The sequence below is a fragment of the Cohnella hashimotonis genome, assembly GCF_030014955.1.
GTDB lineage: Bacteria > Bacillota > Bacilli > Paenibacillales > Paenibacillaceae > Cohnella > Cohnella hashimotonis.
In genome coordinates this window covers 2787878-2805327 of record NZ_JAGRPV010000001.1, presented here as the reverse complement: position 1 = coordinate 2805327, position 17450 = coordinate 2787878, and the positions used below count along the sequence as shown (strand labels likewise).

Annotated in this window: 15 protein-coding genes; 8 read left to right on the top strand and 7 right to left on the bottom strand. The window is 60.9% G+C overall.

The features are described from left to right. Positions 1-215: 215 nt before the first annotated feature. The 4 genes from KB449_RS11300 to leuC all read right to left on the bottom strand — a co-directional run bounded on the left by KB449_RS11300 (position 216) and on the right by leuC (position 6779). On the bottom strand, positions 216-2924 hold the full coding sequence (locus tag KB449_RS11300; protein WP_282908466.1) for an S-layer homology domain-containing protein: 2709 nt from the start codon (positions 2922-2924) through the stop codon (positions 216-218). Positions 2925-2968: 44 nt separating this feature from the next. Next, entirely contained in the window at positions 2969-4507 is a 1539-nt protein-coding gene (locus KB449_RS11295) for an N-acetylmuramoyl-L-alanine amidase (RefSeq protein WP_282908465.1), read from the bottom strand. Between the two features lie 223 nt (positions 4508-4730). Beyond that, positions 4731-5339: a 3-isopropylmalate dehydratase small subunit gene (gene leuD, locus KB449_RS11290; RefSeq protein ID WP_282908464.1), complete on the bottom strand. Its 609-nt coding sequence runs from the start codon at positions 5337-5339 to the stop codon at positions 4731-4733. An 18-nt stretch (positions 5340-5357) separates the two neighbouring features. After that, positions 5358-6779 (bottom strand): 3-isopropylmalate dehydratase large subunit, encoded by a 1422-nt coding sequence (leuC, locus tag KB449_RS11285; protein WP_282908463.1) that lies wholly within the window; start codon positions 6777-6779, stop codon positions 5358-5360. A gap of 123 nt (positions 6780-6902) precedes the next feature. On the opposite strand from leuC, the gene KB449_RS11280 reads away from it, so the two are divergent. Continuing rightward, entirely contained in the window at positions 6903-7805 is a 903-nt protein-coding gene (locus tag KB449_RS11280) for a LysR family transcriptional regulator (protein ID WP_282908462.1), read from the top strand. 29 nt (positions 7806-7834) lie between these two features. On the opposite strand, the gene KB449_RS11275 is transcribed toward KB449_RS11280, so the two are convergent. Beyond that, positions 7835-8638, bottom strand: a complete 804-nt coding sequence (locus KB449_RS11275; RefSeq protein ID WP_282908461.1) for a carbon-nitrogen family hydrolase — start codon at positions 8636-8638, stop codon at positions 7835-7837. Between the two features lie 217 nt (positions 8639-8855). Here KB449_RS11275 and KB449_RS11270 point away from each other — a divergent pair, with 217 nt between their 5' ends. The 7 genes from KB449_RS11270 to mtnB all read left to right on the top strand — a co-directional run bounded on the left by KB449_RS11270 (position 8856) and on the right by mtnB (position 16435). Continuing rightward, positions 8856-10034 carry a pyridoxal phosphate-dependent aminotransferase gene (locus KB449_RS11270; protein ID WP_282908460.1) on the top strand — a complete coding sequence of 393 codons (1179 nt, stop codon included), beginning with the start codon at positions 8856-8858 and terminating at the stop codon, positions 10032-10034. A gap of 437 nt (positions 10035-10471) precedes the next feature. Then, positions 10472-11590, top strand: coding sequence for a glutamate 5-kinase (gene proB, locus KB449_RS11265; RefSeq protein ID WP_282908459.1), 1119 nt, complete (start codon positions 10472-10474; stop codon positions 11588-11590). Continuing rightward, on the top strand, positions 11587-12834 hold the full coding sequence (locus KB449_RS11260; protein ID WP_282908458.1) for a glutamate-5-semialdehyde dehydrogenase: 1248 nt from the start codon (positions 11587-11589) through the stop codon (positions 12832-12834). The genes proB and KB449_RS11260 overlap by 4 nt, the downstream gene beginning before the upstream one ends. 56 nt (positions 12835-12890) lie before the next feature. Further along, positions 12891-13760 (top strand): pyrroline-5-carboxylate reductase, encoded by an 870-nt coding sequence (gene proC / locus KB449_RS11255; RefSeq protein WP_282908457.1) that lies wholly within the window; start codon positions 12891-12893, stop codon positions 13758-13760. A gap of 122 nt (positions 13761-13882) precedes the next feature. Beyond that, positions 13883-15121: a 2,3-diketo-5-methylthiopentyl-1-phosphate enolase gene (locus KB449_RS11250; RefSeq protein WP_282908456.1), complete on the top strand. Its 1239-nt coding sequence runs from the start codon at positions 13883-13885 to the stop codon at positions 15119-15121. Further along, entirely contained in the window at positions 15118-15792 is a 675-nt protein-coding gene (locus KB449_RS11245; RefSeq protein ID WP_282908455.1) for a 2-hydroxy-3-keto-5-methylthiopentenyl-1-phosphate phosphatase, read from the top strand. Before KB449_RS11250 ends, KB449_RS11245 begins: the two co-directional genes overlap by 4 nt. Positions 15793-15796: 4 nt before the next feature. Next, a complete protein-coding gene (gene mtnB / locus KB449_RS11240; RefSeq protein WP_282908454.1) occupies positions 15797-16435 on the top strand; it encodes a methylthioribulose 1-phosphate dehydratase in 639 nt (212 codons plus the stop codon). A gap of 77 nt (positions 16436-16512) precedes the next feature. Here mtnB and KB449_RS11235 read toward each other — a convergent pair whose 3' ends face one another. Continuing rightward, on the bottom strand, positions 16513-16905 hold the full coding sequence (locus KB449_RS11235) for a DUF2500 domain-containing protein (protein WP_282908453.1): 393 nt from the start codon (positions 16903-16905) through the stop codon (positions 16513-16515). Positions 16906-17027: 122 nt separating this feature from the next. Beyond that, positions 17028-17411, bottom strand: coding sequence for a hypothetical protein (locus KB449_RS11230; RefSeq protein ID WP_282908452.1), 384 nt, complete (start codon positions 17409-17411; stop codon positions 17028-17030). Positions 17412-17450 lie beyond the last annotated feature (39 nt).

Sequence of the window (17450 nt, the reverse complement as noted above, 5' to 3'; positions counted from 1 at the left end):
TCGCCGAGTACGGAAACAGAACGACGCCTTTATTCCGATCCTTTATTCCGATCCTTTCTTAAGTTCATCGACCGGACCGATCCCGCGGACTTCATCGGCCATCAATCAAACTTGCGAAAACACGAAAAGCAAACTTGCGAAAACAAGAATAACGGCCCCGCCGATAAGCGGAGCCGTCGTCTGGTCAAGCGGATATTACGCGTGAAAGTCGAGCGTCAGGGCTTCACGATCTCGATCGCCTTGCCGCGCAGCACGTATACGTTAATCGGATCGCCGAAGTTCAGGCTGTCGGTCGTGATCAGCGTATCGCCTTGATGGATGAATACTTGCGGAGACAGCGCAACCGAGTAATTGTCGTCGCTCAGCGATTCCTTCTGGTAATAAAACGTGTTCGTCGTCTTGTCCGTGCGCCAGTAAGTCTTGCTGACCGGGGTCACGACGTTCAGGATGGTGCGGTCGTTCTCGTCCTTGCGCAGCTCGACGCGGTCGTCGAGTTGGATCGCCGACAGCGAATTGGAGGAGACGCCGCCCCGCACGACAAGCGGCGTCGCGCCGACCGTCTGCTTCACCGCGGCGCCGGTGCCGGTGCGAAGGTCGATCGTGCCTGCGGCCGTATCGATCGCAACGACGCGTCCGAACGTCGATGGCACGATCTTCGCCAGCGTCGGCGTCGCGCCCTGCAGCGTTACGTTAAGCAGCGTCCCTGCGCCAAGGCCCGACAGCTGTACGGCATTGCCGCTCGCGTCCTGCAGCGAGAAGCCGGTGCCGACCGTCCACTCGGCGACCGAGCCGTCGGAAGCCTTGGCCTTAAACTTGGCTGTTGCCGTGTCGACGGAAGTGACTTCGAACTGAACGGTCTTCACGACCTGCAGCCCGACCGCATAGTTTTGCCCGCCGTCGAGCAGCGCGACGATCTTGTCGCCTGCCTTGATATCCGCATAGGTGCGGTTCGTCTGGCCGTAAATCTCGACAGTCGGCGAAGTGTAAGGTACCGTCACGGTCGAGTTGTTATCCAGCAAGATCTGCAGCGTCTTCGTTGTCGTGTTGTTGACCGATACCGTTCCCTTGTATTGGGCGACGAACGAAATGGATACGATGTTACTGCCCGAGTAGCCGATATCGACCTTGCGGCCTTTGTAAAGCATGCTCGTGCCCGCGTCCGCCGTAATTGTCGTACCGTTCAGGTCGAAGCGTACGCCCGATCCGAGCGTGAAGGTCTTGACGCTTCCTGCGGCATCCTTAAGGATAAGAACCTTTGCATCGAAATCATAGGAAGATACGATCAGCCCGTTCTGGAGCTGAACGCTCCGGCCCGTCGCTTCGACAGCCGTAACCTTGCCTTCCGCGTTTAATGTCAGCGTGACGGCATCGCCCGGATACAGATCTGCGAGCGTAGCGCCGCTCAGTCCCGAGATTTTGACCGTGACGCCGGCGACGTACTCTTTGCCGATGATGTCGCTCGCCCCGGCGATCCGGTATTGGATCGTCTGCGCGGACGTATCGATCTTGAACAGCGTGCCCGTCGCGTTGGCTGCAACGGCGCTCTTGGTGACCGTCACCTTCGTGTAGAGTCCGCCTTTTATTTCATATGACACCGTATCGCCGACCTTGATATCGCCGATGGCCGCCGGCACGCCGCTGACCGTGCGCAGCACCGCATTGGCGTCGAGCGCCCGCGTCTCGGCGATCGAAGTCGTGTTGTCCTTGACCTCAAGCTTGCGATTGGCCGTATCTACGCCGAGCACCGTTCCCGCGCCGGTCTTGGCGACCGCCGACTGTCCGGTTTTGACCGCGATGACTTTGCCGGATTGCGTATACGTATCGATCGTAAGCGTGAGATCCGCGTTTTCAGGCAGATCCGCCAGCGCCGCCTTGTTGTTCTCGGCGTCCGTCACGGACGGCAGCCTGGCCGCATCGTACGAATACGACTGCACGTCTTCTCCGCTCAGCAGCGTGATCGTAGACTTGGATGCGCTGACGACAACAAGTTTGCCCTGCACCGTCTTGACCTGCGGGGTGTCGCTCGCCTGCTCTACGTAAGCCGCAGAGCCGTCCGCGGCTGCGATGACATTGACTGTGCCGTATAACTTGAGCGCATCCTGCGCCGTCAGCGCTTCGCTGTCAAGACGCGAATACAGCGTGCCTGTCCCGAGGGAATAAGCGGTTGCGGTGCCGTTCGCTTGCAGGACGGTGACGGCAGTCGCGTCGGCGCCGAGCAGCATGCCGGTCGTTTGCTTCGGATAGGCGACCTGCTTCGCCGTTTCCGCGCGGCTGAACAGCGTCGCCGCCGTCGCGCGGGTCACGACGCCCTTGGGCGCGAAAGTATTGCCGCTCAGCCCCTTCACAAGATTCAGGTCCACGGCGGCCTTGACGAAGCCGACCAGATCCTTGTCGATCGAGGCGTTGTCCGCGAAGGCGGTCGTGCCCGTGGACGCCGTCTTGCCGATCGTACGGACGAGCAGGCGCGCGATCCACTCGCGCGTGGCCGGCGCTTCGCCCCACTTGAGCTTGGGCTCGGCTTCGGCGAGCGCGAACTCCTCGTTACGGCTAAGCAGACCTTCCTTCAGCGCAAAGCTGACGTAAAGGTTGGCGTAGGCGCTGACGTTAAAAGTGCTCGGGAAAGCGGCGACGCCGGAATCAAGCGCCTTTTGCTCTAACCCGAGGAAACGAATCGCGATGATGACAGCGTCCTGTCGCTTGACGCTGTCGTTCGGCGCGAACAGATTAGCGCCCTTGCCAGCGATCAATCCCTGGAGCGCAAGCTTGGCGATATGCTTTTCCGCCCAATGGCCGGCCACAACGTCGGTGAACGGCGTCTTGGAGGCCGCGGAGGCGGTCGGCGCCGGCCCTACGGCCGCAGCCCCGGACCAAAGCAGCGCCAGAAGGAGAATGGATAATAGCAGATTGCGTGGTTTGAACGACATTTTGTAATCTCCCCGATCTTGCGGCAGACCGGACTCGCCGGCCGTCACGCTAATTTAAGATAAGCTTTGACCGCGGCGGCAAGGCCGGCCGCCGTGCGGTTCTGGAAGTCCTCGGTGAACAGCTTCTTTTCTTCCGTCGCGTTCGACAAGTATCCGGCTTCGAAAAGCACGGCAGGCATCTTGGTCTCTCGCGTGACGGCAAGACTCTTCTGGATGACGCCGCGATCCGTCAAGCCCGTCGCCGGCGTCGCATACTGCTTCACGACGTTGGCGAAGGCGAGGCTGTCCGCACGCGTATAGTAAACCTCTGTGCCGCTTACTGTATTTTTAGTATTGCTGTTCGCGTGGACCGACAGGAACAGATCCGCTTTGATCGAGTTGGCCAGATTGTATCGGTCGCTAAGCGACGGGAACGTGTCCCCCGAACGCGTCATCACGATCTTGATTCGTGGATCGGTCGCGAGCAGCGCCTGCACTTTCAGAATGATGGCCAGGTTAAAGTTTTTCTCGTACTTGCCGCTGACGCCGATCGCGCCGGAGTCCGAGCCGCCGTGTCCGGCGTCCAGCACGACCGTGTACACCTTGTTTTGAGGCGTGTCGGTTGGCGGCGGCGTCACGGGCGGCACCGCGTCGGCGCTAAGCTTGATTCTGAGCTCTCCGGCCGACGTGTCGTTCTGGACCTCGTAGCCGTAAGCGCTGCTCAGATCCAGCACGAAACGCAGGGCATTGGGATTGGTCTGGAACAGCGAATAGCGAACCTGCGTAAGCACGGGGTGGCTGGCTATCGGATACGCGCCGCTCTTCGCCGTCGTACCGTTCACGACGAGATTCTGCGCGAAGTCCGAAGCGAAGTCGGACTTGGGCACGTCAACGACAATGCGGTCCGGACCCGTCAGCGACGTGACGACCGGTTGAACCGTTCCCTCGTAGCTGAGGATGACGGTCTCGTTCTCGAAACGGATGCCGTGAATATACGCCAGACTCGTATAGGGGTCGGTGACCGTCGTGCCGTTTCCAGCATCGGTAGAACCGTCCGTCGCGGGCGGATCTTCGTCGACGACTCCGATCATGCCACCGCCGGAAGCGCTGTCGCCGTTTCCGCCGCCCTCGCTCGTCCCGCCGGACGATCCACCGGAGCCGGGCTTCGACGTGTAGATGAACGCGGACTTTGTCTTGTTATCCCAAACGATATCCGCGCCGAAGTTGTCCTTCACGAAAATGAGCGGAACCATCGTGGTAGCGGTGGCCGGCGTCGTCTGCTTGATGATCGGCGCCGCCTCGAGCTCGCTCTCGATGCCGTTAATGGTCGCCTTCTTGCTGCCGACGGTCATGACGATGACCGAATTTCCGTTCGAAACCGTTAATGTTTTGGTCGCATTGTCGAACTTGACGGTATAGCCCAAGCTCTCCGTAACGGTGCGAACCGGCAGCATGACGCGGCTGTCGATCAGAGCAGGCGGCTCCTTCGGCGTTAAGGCGACGCCATCCAAAATCAACTGTGGCGTGACGGTCGCCGCGGAAGCGAGACCTGCGGCCGTTAACAGCATCGATACGACAAACAGCAGGGAAATCCAGTACCTCATGCTTCACCTCGGTGTCAATGATTGGGCCGTTCCAAAAGCGGCGCTTCCGTTAAAAAAGTCCTACGCAGACCTTTTTATCGGAAGGGGCGCTTTTTGGCTTGTCCACCCTAATTTAGACGCCGGGCAATGTCAAAAGTTGCGAGTTAAAGCGGAAAAAAAGGCCTTCTTTCCCGAAAAGTGTCGACCCGGGAAAGAAGACCCATATAGCGTTAGAAATCAGTAATTAAAATACGTTCGCCAGTCTCTTTTCGTTCTTGGACTCGTATGCTGCGATCTCGTCCGCATGCTGCAGCGTGAGGCCGATATCGTCCAGTCCCTGAAGCAGGAATTGGCGACGGTGCTCGTCGAGTTCGAACGGAATGCGCAGCCCTTGATCGTCGGTGATGACCTTGTTCTCCAGGTCGACGGTCAGCTTGTAGCCCTCGTTCGCCTCGGTCCGCTTGAACAGGTCGTCGACCTGCTCCTCGCTCAGCTTAATCGGCAGGATGCTGTTTTTGAAGCAGTTGTTATAGAAAATGTCCGCGTAGGACGGCGCAATGATGACGTTGAAGCCGTAGTCGAGAATCGCCCAAGGCGCGTGCTCGCGGGAGGAGCCGCAGCCGAAGTTGGCGCGCGACAGCAAGACCGTGGAGCCTTGGTAGCGCGGCTTGTTCAGGTTGAACTCCGGGATGACGGCGCCTTGCTCGTCGAATCTCCATTCGAAGAACAGGAACTGGCCGAACCCGCTGCGCTCGATGCGCTTCAGGAATTGCTTAGGGATAATGGCGTCGGTATCGACGTTCACGCGGTCGACAGGCGCGACGAGACCCGTGGATTTGGTAAATGGTTGCATTTGCGTATGTCTCCCCTCTTAAGCCGTCACTTCGGACTTGAATTCCCAGTTGCGGACGTCGGTGAACTTGCCCTTGATCGCTGCCGCTGCAGCCATCTCCGGCGATACGAGGTGCGTGCGTCCGCCGCGGCCCTGACGGCCCTCGAAGTTGCGGTTGGACGTCGAAGCGCAGCGCTGGCCGGGCTGCAGGACGTCTGGGTTCATCGCAAGGCACATCGAGCAGCCCGCTTCGCGCCATTCGAATCCGGCGGCGGTGAAAATCTTGTCCAGGCCTTCTTTTTCCGCCTGGATCTTGACGCGTCCCGAGCCCGGGACGACGATCGCGGTGACGTTCGGGCTCACGCTGTGGCCCTTGGCTACCGACGCCGCTGCGCGAAGATCCTCGATCCGGCCGTTGGTGCAAGAGCCGATGAACACATAATCGATCGGAATCTCGGACATCGGGGTTCCCGGCGCCAGGTCCATATATTCGAGCGCCTTTTCGGCGGCTTTGCGTTCGTTCTCGGTCGGCAGCTGCTCCGGATAAGGCACGATCGACGTGATGCCGGTGCCCATACCAGGGCTCGTACCCCAGGTTACTTGCGGCACGAGCGATGCCACGTCAAGGTCGACTTCGGCGTCGTACTCGGCGCCTTCGTCCGTCGCAAGTGCCTTCCACTGCTCGACGGCGCGGTCGAAGTCGTCGCCCTGCGGCGCGTATTCGCGTCCGCGCAGGTAGTTAAACGTCGTCTCGTCCGGCGCGATCAGGCCGGCGCGCGCGCCGCCTTCGATGGACATGTTGCAGACGGTCATGCGCTCTTCCATCGTCAGCCCCGTGATCGCTTCGCCTGTGTACTCGATGACGTAGCCGGTCGCGAAGTCGGTGCCGTACTTGGCGATCAGACCGAGAATGAGGTCCTTTGCCGTGATGCCGGCCGGACGCTTGCCGATGAAGTTGACCTTCATCGTCTTGGCCTTCGATTGCTGCAGACACTGCGTCGCGAGCACGTGCTCGACCTCGCTCGTGCCGATGCCGAACGCCAGCGCGCCGAACGCGCCGTGCGTCGAGGTGTGGCTGTCGCCGCACACGATCGTCTTGCCCGGATGCGTCAGACCGAGCTCGGGACCCATAACGTGAACGACGCCCTGGTCGATCGTGTTGAGGTCGTACAGCTTGACGCCGAACTCGGCCGCGTTGGTCGTGAGCGTATCGATCTGCTGCTTGGAGATCGGATCGGAAATGTTGAAGCGATCCTTGGTCGGTACGTTGTGGTCCATCGTCGCGAACGTCAGGTCGGGACGGCGAACCTTGCGGCCGGTCATGCGCAGGCCTTCGAACGCCTGCGGGGACGTAACCTCGTGAACGAGGTGCAGGTCGATATACAAAATGCTAGGCTTGCCCGCTTCCGAATGAATCACGTGATTGTTCCAAATTTTCTCGAACATCGTTTGTTTGCTCATTTTACATTCACCCCGTGTAGATATCCTCGTCTAGAATGATTCTATAATAACATTGGTTCTATCATTGTTCCAAGATATAATATCTATAAAGTTGATAGTTCAATCATATAAGGAGAATCTTCCATGGAATTCAGATTGCTTCATTATGTCATCCAGATCGCCGCCGAGCGGAATTTCTCGCGCGCCGCCGAGAAGCTTCATATTGCGCAGCCGTCGCTTAGCCAGCAGCTGTCCAAGCTCGAGAAGGAGCTGGGCGTGCTGCTGTTCAAGCGTACGACCAACAGCGTCGAGCTGACTCACGCCGGAACGGTATTCGTCGAAAAGGCGCAGCGGATCGTCGACATGACCGAGCAGCTGCGGCGCGAAATGGAGGATATTGCCGACCTTCGCAAAGGACGGATCGTGGTCGGCACCCTGCCGATAACGGGTTCGCATATTTTGCCGCACGTGCTGCCCGCGTTCCGCGCGGCCTACCCCGACATCGAGATCGCCCTCGTCGAGGAAGCGTCCGCGACGCTTGAGCAGCTGACCGCAAGCGGCGGCACGGACGTCAGCCTGCTCACGCTGCCTTTGATCGAGCCGGCCCTTGCCTACGACCCGATCCTCGAGGAGGAGATTTGCCTTGCGGTGCCCCGCGACCACCCATTGGCGGCGGCAGGAGCGGCCGAAGCGGACGTCGGCGCTCTCAAGGACGAAGCGTTCGTCATGCTGAAAAAAGGGCAGGGCTTCCGTGCGATCGCGGTCGGCCTCTGCCGCAAAGCAGGCTTCGATCCGCGCGTCTCCGTCGAGAGCACCAATATCGAGACGGTGCAGTCATTGGTTGCGGCCGGCATGGGCATCGCCTTCGTTCCCCAGATGATCACCCGCAGGGAGCACGACGGCCTGCAGCCGGTTTACTTGCCGCTGAAGGGACGGCCGACGCGCACCCTGGTCATCGCCTACCGCAAGGGCAGATATTTGTCCAATGCGGCCGAGGCGTTCATTTCGACGTTTCGGGATACGATGCGCAAGCTCGAATCAAACTGAGTCGCACGGAAGCCTCCATTTAATACAGCTTAATACAGCGTCGGCCTGCGGTCCGCAAATACGGGGATCCTCCCGCGAACCTCGTCCGTCAGCGCCAGATCGATCTCCGCGCGCAGGATCGTCTCTTCCTCGCCCGCTTCGGCGACGATCTCCCCCCACGGATCGACGACCATCGAATGGCCGAAAAATTGCGTATCTCCGCTGGCGCCGCAGCGATTGCAGGCGACGACGTACATCTGATTTTCGATGGCTCGGGCCTGAAGCAGCGTCCGCCAGTGGTGCAGGCGCGGATGCGGCCATTCCGCCGGCACGAACAGCACCTTCGCGCCGTCCAGCGCGAGCTTGCGCGCAAGCTCCGGAAAGCGGATATCGTAGCAGATCATCGCGCCGGCCGGCACGCCTTCGAGCTCGAACCGTCCCGGCCGTTCGCCTGCTTCGAGATGAAGATGCTCGTCCATCAGCTTAAACAGATGGATCTTGGCATACTCGGCGATCCGGCCGCCCGCGCGGTCGAATGCGTATGCCGTGTTGGTCACCCCGCCGCCGAGCGCGGCGCGGCTGGCCGCGACGGAGCCCGCCACGACGTTGACGCCGTGCTTGCGGCTGAACGAAGATACGAATTCGATGGTGCGCGCCCCTTCGGGATCAGCGATCTCGCGAATGCGCGCGAGATCGTAGCCGGTGTTCCACATTTCGGGCACGACGATGACGTCGGGCTTGTCTCCCTCGTTTACAGCCCGCTCCAGCAGCGGCGCCATTCGCTCGAAATTATCGTCCGGGTGCCCGGCATGTATGTCCATTTGGATAAGAGCCAGCTTCATTCTATTATTCATTTCCCTTCGCCCCTTTGCTATGAAAGGCCCCTATTCGTGCGGACCTGCAAGTAGCCTCATCGTAACCGATTCCCTTCAACCGGACAACAATCGATATATCCCTCTTTTCCGATTGTCCTAGTCAGTTCCTTGTGCTATTGTCTACGTAGATTGTATAGTCAACTTTATGATCTTATGAAAAGCACTTTATGAAAGCAACGGAGCGTGAAGCTGTCTCATGTCCATCTCCATTCAACCTGCGGACCGCATGTCCGGATTGCCGGAGCAATTTTTCGCGGCGCTTGTCGGCAGAGCCAACGCCCGCGCCGCGACCGGGCGCGACGTCATCAACCTCGGCCAGGGCAATCCCGATCTGCCCACCCCATCGCATATCGTCGACAGACTGAAGGAGGCGGCCGAAAACCCGCTCTACCACAAATATCCGCCGTTCCGCGGCTTTCCCTTTCTTAAGGAAGCCGTAGCGAAGCGATATAAAGAAGACTACGGCGTCGAGCTCGATCCCGCGACCGAGGTCGCGGTTCTGTTCGGCGGCAAGACCGGCCTCGTGGAGATCAGCCAGTGCCTGCTCAATCCAGGCGACGTATGTCTCGTGCCCGATCCCGGCTATCCCGATTACTGGTCCGGCGTGGCGCTTGCCGGCGGGAGAATGAGCCAGATGCCGCTGCTTGCGCAGAACGGCTTCCTGCCCGACTACGAGGCGATTCCGGCCGATGATCTGGCGCGGGCGAAGCTGATGTTCCTCAATTATCCGAACAATCCGACCTCTGCCGTCGCGACGCCTGAATTCTACGCGGACACCGTACGCTTCGCCGAGAAGCACGGCGTCGTCGTGGCGAGCGACTTCGCTTACGGCGCGATCGGCTTCGACGGCTGCCGTCCCGTTAGCTTTCTCGAGACGCCCGGCGCCAAAGATGTCGGCATCGAGTTTTATACGTTGTCCAAAACGTACAACATGGCCGGCTGGCGCGTCGGCTTTGCGCTTGGCAACAGCAAGATCATCGAGCTGCTCAACCTGATTCAGGACCACTATTATTGCAGCCTGTTCGGCGGCATTCAGGAAGCGGCCGCGCTCGCGCTTACCGGTCCGCAGCAGGCGGTTGCGGATCTGGTCGCCGTCTACGAAAGACGGCGCGACGCGCTTTACGACGCCTTGGCTTCGCACGGCTGGCATGCGCCGAAGCCGGACGGCTCGTTTTTCTGCTGGCTGCCGGTGCCGAAAGGGCACGATTCCTCGTCCTTCGCCAACCTGCTGCTTGAAGAAGCGGACATCGTGGTCGCGCCGGGGATCGGCTTCGGCACGCACGGCGAAGGCTACGTTCGACTCGGCCTGCTCGCGCCCGAGGAAAGGCTTCGCGAAGCCGCCGCCCGCATCGGGCGGCTCGGATTGTTCGGTTGAGCCGACGTTTCAGCCAAGCCGACGTCTAGCGGACGTTCGCTTCCTTTACAAGGGGTTGGGGCCGTGCTATTCTTAAACCAACCGGCAGCGCCAGCAAGGACGTTGCCTCCGTCCTCATTTAAACGCTATGACGGGAAACGAAGGAAATTCGCGCCGAACAGAGAGCAAATTCCGTTGGCTGGGAGAATTTGCGCGGTCGCCCTCCTTCCCCCATCCCCGAGCGGCCGGCGAAGAGCCGGACAGGGCCCGCTGTTACCGGGCGTTCAAGCGGACGTTTTGCGCCCTCGCGGCGGGGAACGTCAACGAAGGTGGTACCGCGGGAGCAGGCTCTCGTCCTTTGAACAGGACGGGAGCCTTTTTGCTTGCGTTTTCGCGCCTTAAGCTCAGATGTCGGATTTTGCTCAAAGAGATATTGCCACGGAAAGGAAGCGGTAAGGATGCGTCGCATCGTCGTCAAAATCGGCAGCAGCTCGCTCGCAGGCGAGTCCGGCGGTCTTAACCGGGACAGCTTCGCCTACTTCGCCGCCGAGATCGCCGCACTGCACCGTCAGGGCGTGCAGACCTTGCTCGTCAGCTCGGGCGCGATCGCGGCCGGCTTCCGGGCGGTCGGATACGAGACGAGGCCCAAGCTCGTGCACGAAAAGCAGGCGGCAGCCGCAGTCGGCCAGGCGCTGCTCATGCAAGCCTATCAGGAGGCGTTCGCGGCATACGGCATCGCAGCCGCGCAGATCCTGCTCACGCGGCCGGACTTCAGCCAGCGTCTGCGCGCGCAAAATGCGCAGCGGACGATCGAGGAGCTGCTGCGGCAGGGCGTCGTGCCGATCATTAACGAAAACGACACGGTGGCCGTCGACGAGATCAAATTCGGGGAGAACGATTCCTTGTCTGCGCTCGTCGCGAACCTCGTCAAGGCGACAGGCCTGTATATTTTAACCGACATCGAAGGGTTGTTTACGGCGGATCCGCGCAAGGACGCCTCGGCCGTCCGCATCGACCGCGTAGAGGTCATCTCCGAGGACCTGTACCGGATCGCTGGCGGCGCCGGCTCGTCGGTCGGCACGGGCGGCATGCGGTCCAAGATCGAGGCGGCGCGCATCGCCATGGGCGGCGGCGTGCCGACGTTCGTCGGACGCTCGACCGAGCCCGGCGATCTGCTGGCTGCGGTCGAAGGCCAAGGCAAGGGCACCTACTTCGCGGCCTCCCTCCACTCCCTGCCTGCGAAGAAGCAGTGGATCGGCTTTTTGTCGGTGCCCCAGGGACGCGTCTTCGTCGACCCCGGCGCCGAAGCGGCGCTCCTGAACGGCGGACGCAGCCTGCTGCCCGCGGGCGTCACCCATGTCGAGGGCGAGTTCCACCCCGGAGACGTGGTTGAGGTCGTAAGCGGCGGACGGACGCTTGGACGAGGCGTATCGAACTACGACGCCTGGCAGGTCACCGCGGTGGCCGGGCTGTCGAGCGAAGAAGCCGCGCGACGCGTAGAAGTCGGGCGCATCGAGATCATACACAGAGACGAATGGGTCACGACTTACGTACCCAAGGAGGCGAAGGGATCATGAGCGAAGCGAGAAACAAAGCGATCGCAGCCGGTACGGCGACGGCTGCCCTGAACAATTTGACGACGGCTCAAAAGAACGAGGCGCTCGCCCTGATGGCGGACGCGCTCGTCGCGAGCCGGGACGATATCATCGCCGGCAACGGCGTCGATATCGAGCGCGGCCGCGCAGCCGGCACCTCGGAATCCCTTCTCGACCGGCTGCGGCTCGATTACAAACGGATCGATGCGATCGCGCAGGGTCTGCGCGAGGTCATCGCCCTGCCCGATCCGGTCGGCGAGAAGATCGCCGAGTTCGAGCGTCCCAACGGTCTTAAGATCGAGCAGCTGCGCGTACCGATCGGCGTCGTGGGCATCATTTACGAAGCGCGGCCGAACGTGACAGTGGATGCTGCCGGCCTGTGCCTGAAGACCGGCAACGCGGTCGTGCTTCGCGGCGGATCCGCGGCGATCGAGTCGAACAAGCGCATCGTCGCGGCCCTTCGCGGCGCGCTGCGCAAGAGCGCCATCCCCGAGGACGCGCTGCAGCTCGTCGAGGATGCGAGCCGGGCTTCGGCCAACGAGATGCTGAAGCTCAACGGCTTGCTTGATGTCATCATCCCTCGCGGCGGCGCCGCGCTCATCCGCAACGTCGTAGAAAACGCCACCGTGCCCGTTATCGAGACCGGCGCCGGCATCTGTCACACTTATGTCGACGCGACGGCCGACTATGACATGGCCGAGGCGATCGCGCTGAACGCCAAGGTACAACGTCCTTCCGTCTGCAATTCGATGGAGACGCTGCTCATTCACGCGGACTTCGCAGGCAAGCATCTCGAGCGCCTCGCCGAGCGCTTCCGCCAGGCAAGCGTCGAGCTGCGTGCCGATGCCGCCGCAAGAGCCCGCGTCGGATGGGCAAGCGAAGCGACGGACGAAGATTACGCGACCGAATACAACGACTATATATTGAACGTACGCGTCGTCGGCGATCTCGACGAGGCGCTGGCGCACATCGCACGCTTCGGTACGAAGCATTCCGAATGCATCGTGACCGAACTCCAGGCGAATGCCGACCGCTTCCTGCAGGAGGTCGATGCCGCCGCCGTCTATCACAATGCTTCGACCCGGTTTACGGACGGCTTCGAGTTCGGCTTCGGCGCCGAGATCGGCATCAGCACCCAGAAGCTTCACGCGCGCGGACCTATGGGCTTGCCTGCCCTGACCTCGACAAAATATCGCATTCGGGGCAACGGACAAACGCGAGGATAATCTTTTGTTCCATTAATTATTAAAGACGTTAAATAAAAAACGGGGGTCGAAAGTCGATGACTGCAACGCAAGACAAACTTGCTCATTCTAAAATTTGTTTTTACGGCGCAGGCTCGATGGCGGAAGCCATCATCCGCGGACTCGTGGACACGGGCACTGCGCCGGCCGGCAACATCACGGTTTTCAACCGTTCGAACGCCGATCGGCTCGCAGAACTGCGCGGACGCTACGGCGTCCTGACCGCGGACAGCGAGGCTGCAAGACAAGACGCGCTGCTTACCTCGGACGTTATCGTGCTGGCGATGAAGCCGAAGGATGCCGCTGCCGCGCTGAGGGCGCTCGCGCCAACGCTACGCGCGGAGCAATTGATTGTCTCCCTCATCGCAGGATTGTCGATCGAGACGATCCGCAAGCTGACGGGCGCAAGCCAGCCCGTCGTTCGCACGATGCCCAATACATCGAGCAGCATCGGCCTCGGCGCGACCGGCATCGCCTTCTCCGAAGGCTTGGCCGACGATACGCAGCGCCTGGCCCTCGACATGTTCGGTGCGGTCGGCATCGCGCAGGTCGTCGAAGAGCGCCTGCTTGAGGCGGTCACGGCCGTCTCGGGCAGCGGCCCCGCCTACATCTACTTCGTGATGGAGGCGATGATCGCCGCCGGCGTCGCGCAGGGGCTGACGCCCGAAGCGGCGCGTGAGCTGACCGTGCAGACGGTTCGCGGCGCGGCGGATATGGTTCGGCTGACCGGCGAGCAGCCATCCGAGCTGCGCCGCAAAGTCACTTCGCCAAACGGCACGACCCAAGCGGCCATTGAGACGCTGCAGCGGCTTGGCGTCGACGAAGCGTTCTCGGCTGCGATGGACCGCTGCGCGGAGCGCGCCGGAGAGCTGGGCAGCGCGATTGCCGAAGAGGCGCTGCGAGGCTAAACGCCCTCCCCCTATAACGTATTCGCAATCTGCACGAGACACGCGATTGCGATTCCATTTTTGACAGCGGATTTTAAAAGCGGATTTTACAGCGATTTTTAACAGAAAGAAGGTACTGCAAGATGAGCGCCAACAAAAGCCAGGCTACCTATCGCCTATTCGACGACAAGGCGGATTTCGCCAAAAAAGCCGAAGGCATCGCCGTCGGCCTGACGGTCGGAAGCTGGACCGAGCTGCCCGAAGTCGCCAAGCAAAAAATGGAAAAGCATCTCGGACGCGTCGTCTCCGTCGAAGCCCATGAACCCGAGGGCGCCGCACCTGGCGAGCGCTACGCCGACATTACGGTCGAGTATCCCGACGTCAACTTCAGCAGGGACATTCCCGCGCTGCTCGTGACCGTGTTCGGCAAGCTGTCGATGGACGGCCGCATCAAGCTGACCGGCCTGAAGCCGTCCGCCGAATTTCTGTCCGCCTTCCCGGGTCCCAAGCTTGGACTGGCCGGCGTGCGGGATTATCTGGGCGTTCAGGATCGCCCGCTGCTCATGAGCATTTTCAAATCCGTCATCGGCTATGACCTGAATGGCCTGCGCGAGCAATTTTTACAGCAGGCGCTCGGCGGCGTCGATCTGATCAAGGACGACGAGATTCTGTTCGAAAATCCGCTAACGCCGCTCGAGCGCCGCGTCGAAGCCTGCATGTCCGCCGCCCGCGAAGCGGAAAACATCACCGGACAGAAGCTGATTTACTTCGCCAATCTGACGGGACCGACGTCCAAGCTGCGCGAAAACGCGCTGCGCGCCATCGATGCCGGCGTCAACGGCCTGCTGTTCAACGTGCTGGCCTATGGCTTCGACGCGCTGGCCGAGCTGGCCGCCGATCCTGCGATCAGCGTTCCGATCGCGGCGCATCCGGCGATGGCCGGCGCTTACTACCCGTCGCCGCATCACGGAATCTCGGCCTCCGTCCTGCTAGGCACGCTCATCCGGATCGCCGGTGCGGACCTGTCCCTCTTCCCTTCGCCTTACGGCTCCGTCGTTATGCCGAAGGCCGAGAACCTGGCGGTCCAGGACGCGCTCGTGAACGCCGAGCTGCCCCAGAAGGCCGTCCTGCCGGTGCCGTCCGCGGGCATCCACCCCGGCCTCGTGCCGCTGATCGTGCACGATTTCGGACGCGACGTCGTCGTCAACGCCGGCGGCGGCGTCCATGGCCACCCGCTGGGTGCGGCCGCCGGCGGACAAGCCTTCCGCCAGGCGATCGACGCCGTGCTCGCCGGAGAGGACCTTGAAGCCTATGCGTCTGCCGGCGGCGACCGCGAGCCTTTGAAGCTCGCGGTCGAGCGCTGGGGGGTGCGCCGCCCTTGAGCAAGCGAACCTTTAACAAGCCGCCCGTCCTGTTCTGCGACTTCGACGGCACCATCACGCTCAGCGACAACATCGTCGCCGTCATGAAGCAGTTCGATCCGCCCGGCTGGCGGCCGATCGTCGATGACATCGTCGCGCTGCGGAAGTCCGTGCGCCAGGGCGTCGGCGAGATGTTCGCCTTGATCCCCTCCGCCCAGAGGCAGGAGATCACGGATTACATCCTGTCCACGGCCGGCATCCGTCCCGGCTTTCAATCGCTGCTCGACTGGTGCAAATACAACGGCGTCGAGTTTTACGTGACGAGCGGCGGCATCGACTTTTTCGTCTACCCGATGCTGGCGCCGTTCGACATTCCGCTCGATCATATTTATTGCAACGGCAGCAGCTTCGAGGGCGAGCGCATCGAGATTTTGTGGCCGCATGCCTGCGACGACGCGTGCGACAACGATTGCGGCATGTGCAAAACAACGGTCATCCGCCGCTTCCCGAAGGAAAGGTATACGCGAATTCTCATCGGAGACAGCGTAACGGATTTTGCGGGAGCGAAGCTGGTCGATCTTGTGTTCTCCCGCTCCCACCTGACCGAGCGCTGCGCCGAGCTGGGACTTCCGCATATACCGTTCGAGACGTTCCACGACGTCGTCAGACATTTGGATGAAGGAGATTGGTAATTCGATGAGCGACATTTTACTTGAAGACAAGCAGCGGGTATACCGCGAACTGGACGCGGTCAAATCGGACTTCGCCGCCCGGGGCTGGTTCCCCGGGACGAGCGGCAATCTGTCGATGCGGGTAGGCGGCTTCGAGCCGGAAAGCTTCGCATTCGCGGTCACGGCGAGCGGCAAGGACAAGGCTGCGTCGACGCCGGAGGACTTTTTGCTCGTCGATCAGTCGGGCGCGCCGATCGAGGCTACGCGGCTCAAGCCTTCCGCGGAAACGCTGATTCATTGCGAGATCTACCGCCAGACGGGCTGCGGCGCCATTTTCCACATTCACTCCGTATTTAACAGCATCGTCTCCGAGCTGTTCTGGGAGCGGCGCGCCGTCCCTGTCGAAGGCGTCGAACTGATCAAAGCGTTTAACATCTGGGATGAGGAAGCCGTTATCGACGTGCCGATCGTTTCCAACTTTGCCGACATTCCGCGCATCGTGCCGGAGGTCAAGGAACGCCTGGATAAACGGATCCCCGGCATTCTGCTGCGCAAGCACGGCATTTATGCCTGGGGCCGCGACGCGTTCGAGGCGCGCAAGCACCTGGAAGCGTTCGAGTTTCTGTTCGAATACGTGTATCGGATGGCGCTGCTGAAGCGCTGATCCCGACTTTTCGCACACGCGCAAAGAGCCCGCCTTCCGATACGGAAGCGCGGGCTTTTTCTATGGTATGAAGCGGCTCACGACCTGCCGACGAGGCGCAAGCCCCTGTCTTTTTCCCGTTCGAAGCCGTAAAAACGCGTGCCCTGGTACGTGAGCATGCCGGCATCCTGCTCGGCCAGCAGTCCGTACTCGCCGCCGCTCAGCTTGAATTCGATGCGCTCGCCGTCCGCGAGCTCGAACGTCGCATAATAATAAGTATCCGACTGGTGATGGGAAATGCCGTCGTCGTGATGATGGCGATAATGGACGAGCGAGCGCTTGGAGACGACGCGGGAGACGACGGACAACAGCGGCTGCTTGTTGTTGTGGCTCCACTCTCCGATGCTACGGACGCCGAAGATCGCGATGATGCCGAGTACCACGCAGAACAGAACCGGAAGAATGACCTGCAGTTCGCCCAAAATGTCCAAATCGATCCGCTCCTCTCAGTTCCTGTCGCCGGCCTAGCCGCTTATACCTATATGTACGCGGCTCGGTCCGAAAACTTAACTGAAAAAAACGGAATCGTACGGGCGCTTCGTAAACGCGGTTTTTAAGGCTTGGTCGACTTCACCTTGCTGATATGGCGGAAGCGAAGCGCGGACCATACGGCATCGATGGCCACGTTGCTAACGACGCGGTAATCGGTACGGGTCTCCATGATACGCCACAGGAGATCGCGATTCAGATCGGTCTGAACCTTGGCGGATTGCTTAGGATAAGAGATCCAGCAAACGGCGTCCGGCTGCAGCAGCGGAATGATTTTCGGCAGCGTTTTCAGCACGTCTTCGGTGTTTTTGACGAACACGAGCACGAAATCGAATCTGCCCTCCGCCTCCGTCTCGACGTCGACGCCGAGGTCGAAGCCTTCCGGCGCTCCATATACGAGCGCTCTCCCCGTCTTGTAATACAGTTTTTGATAAAGCGGCTTTTCCATCGTCGCATACTCCTTCTTGTCATCTGATCGGCAGCCGGC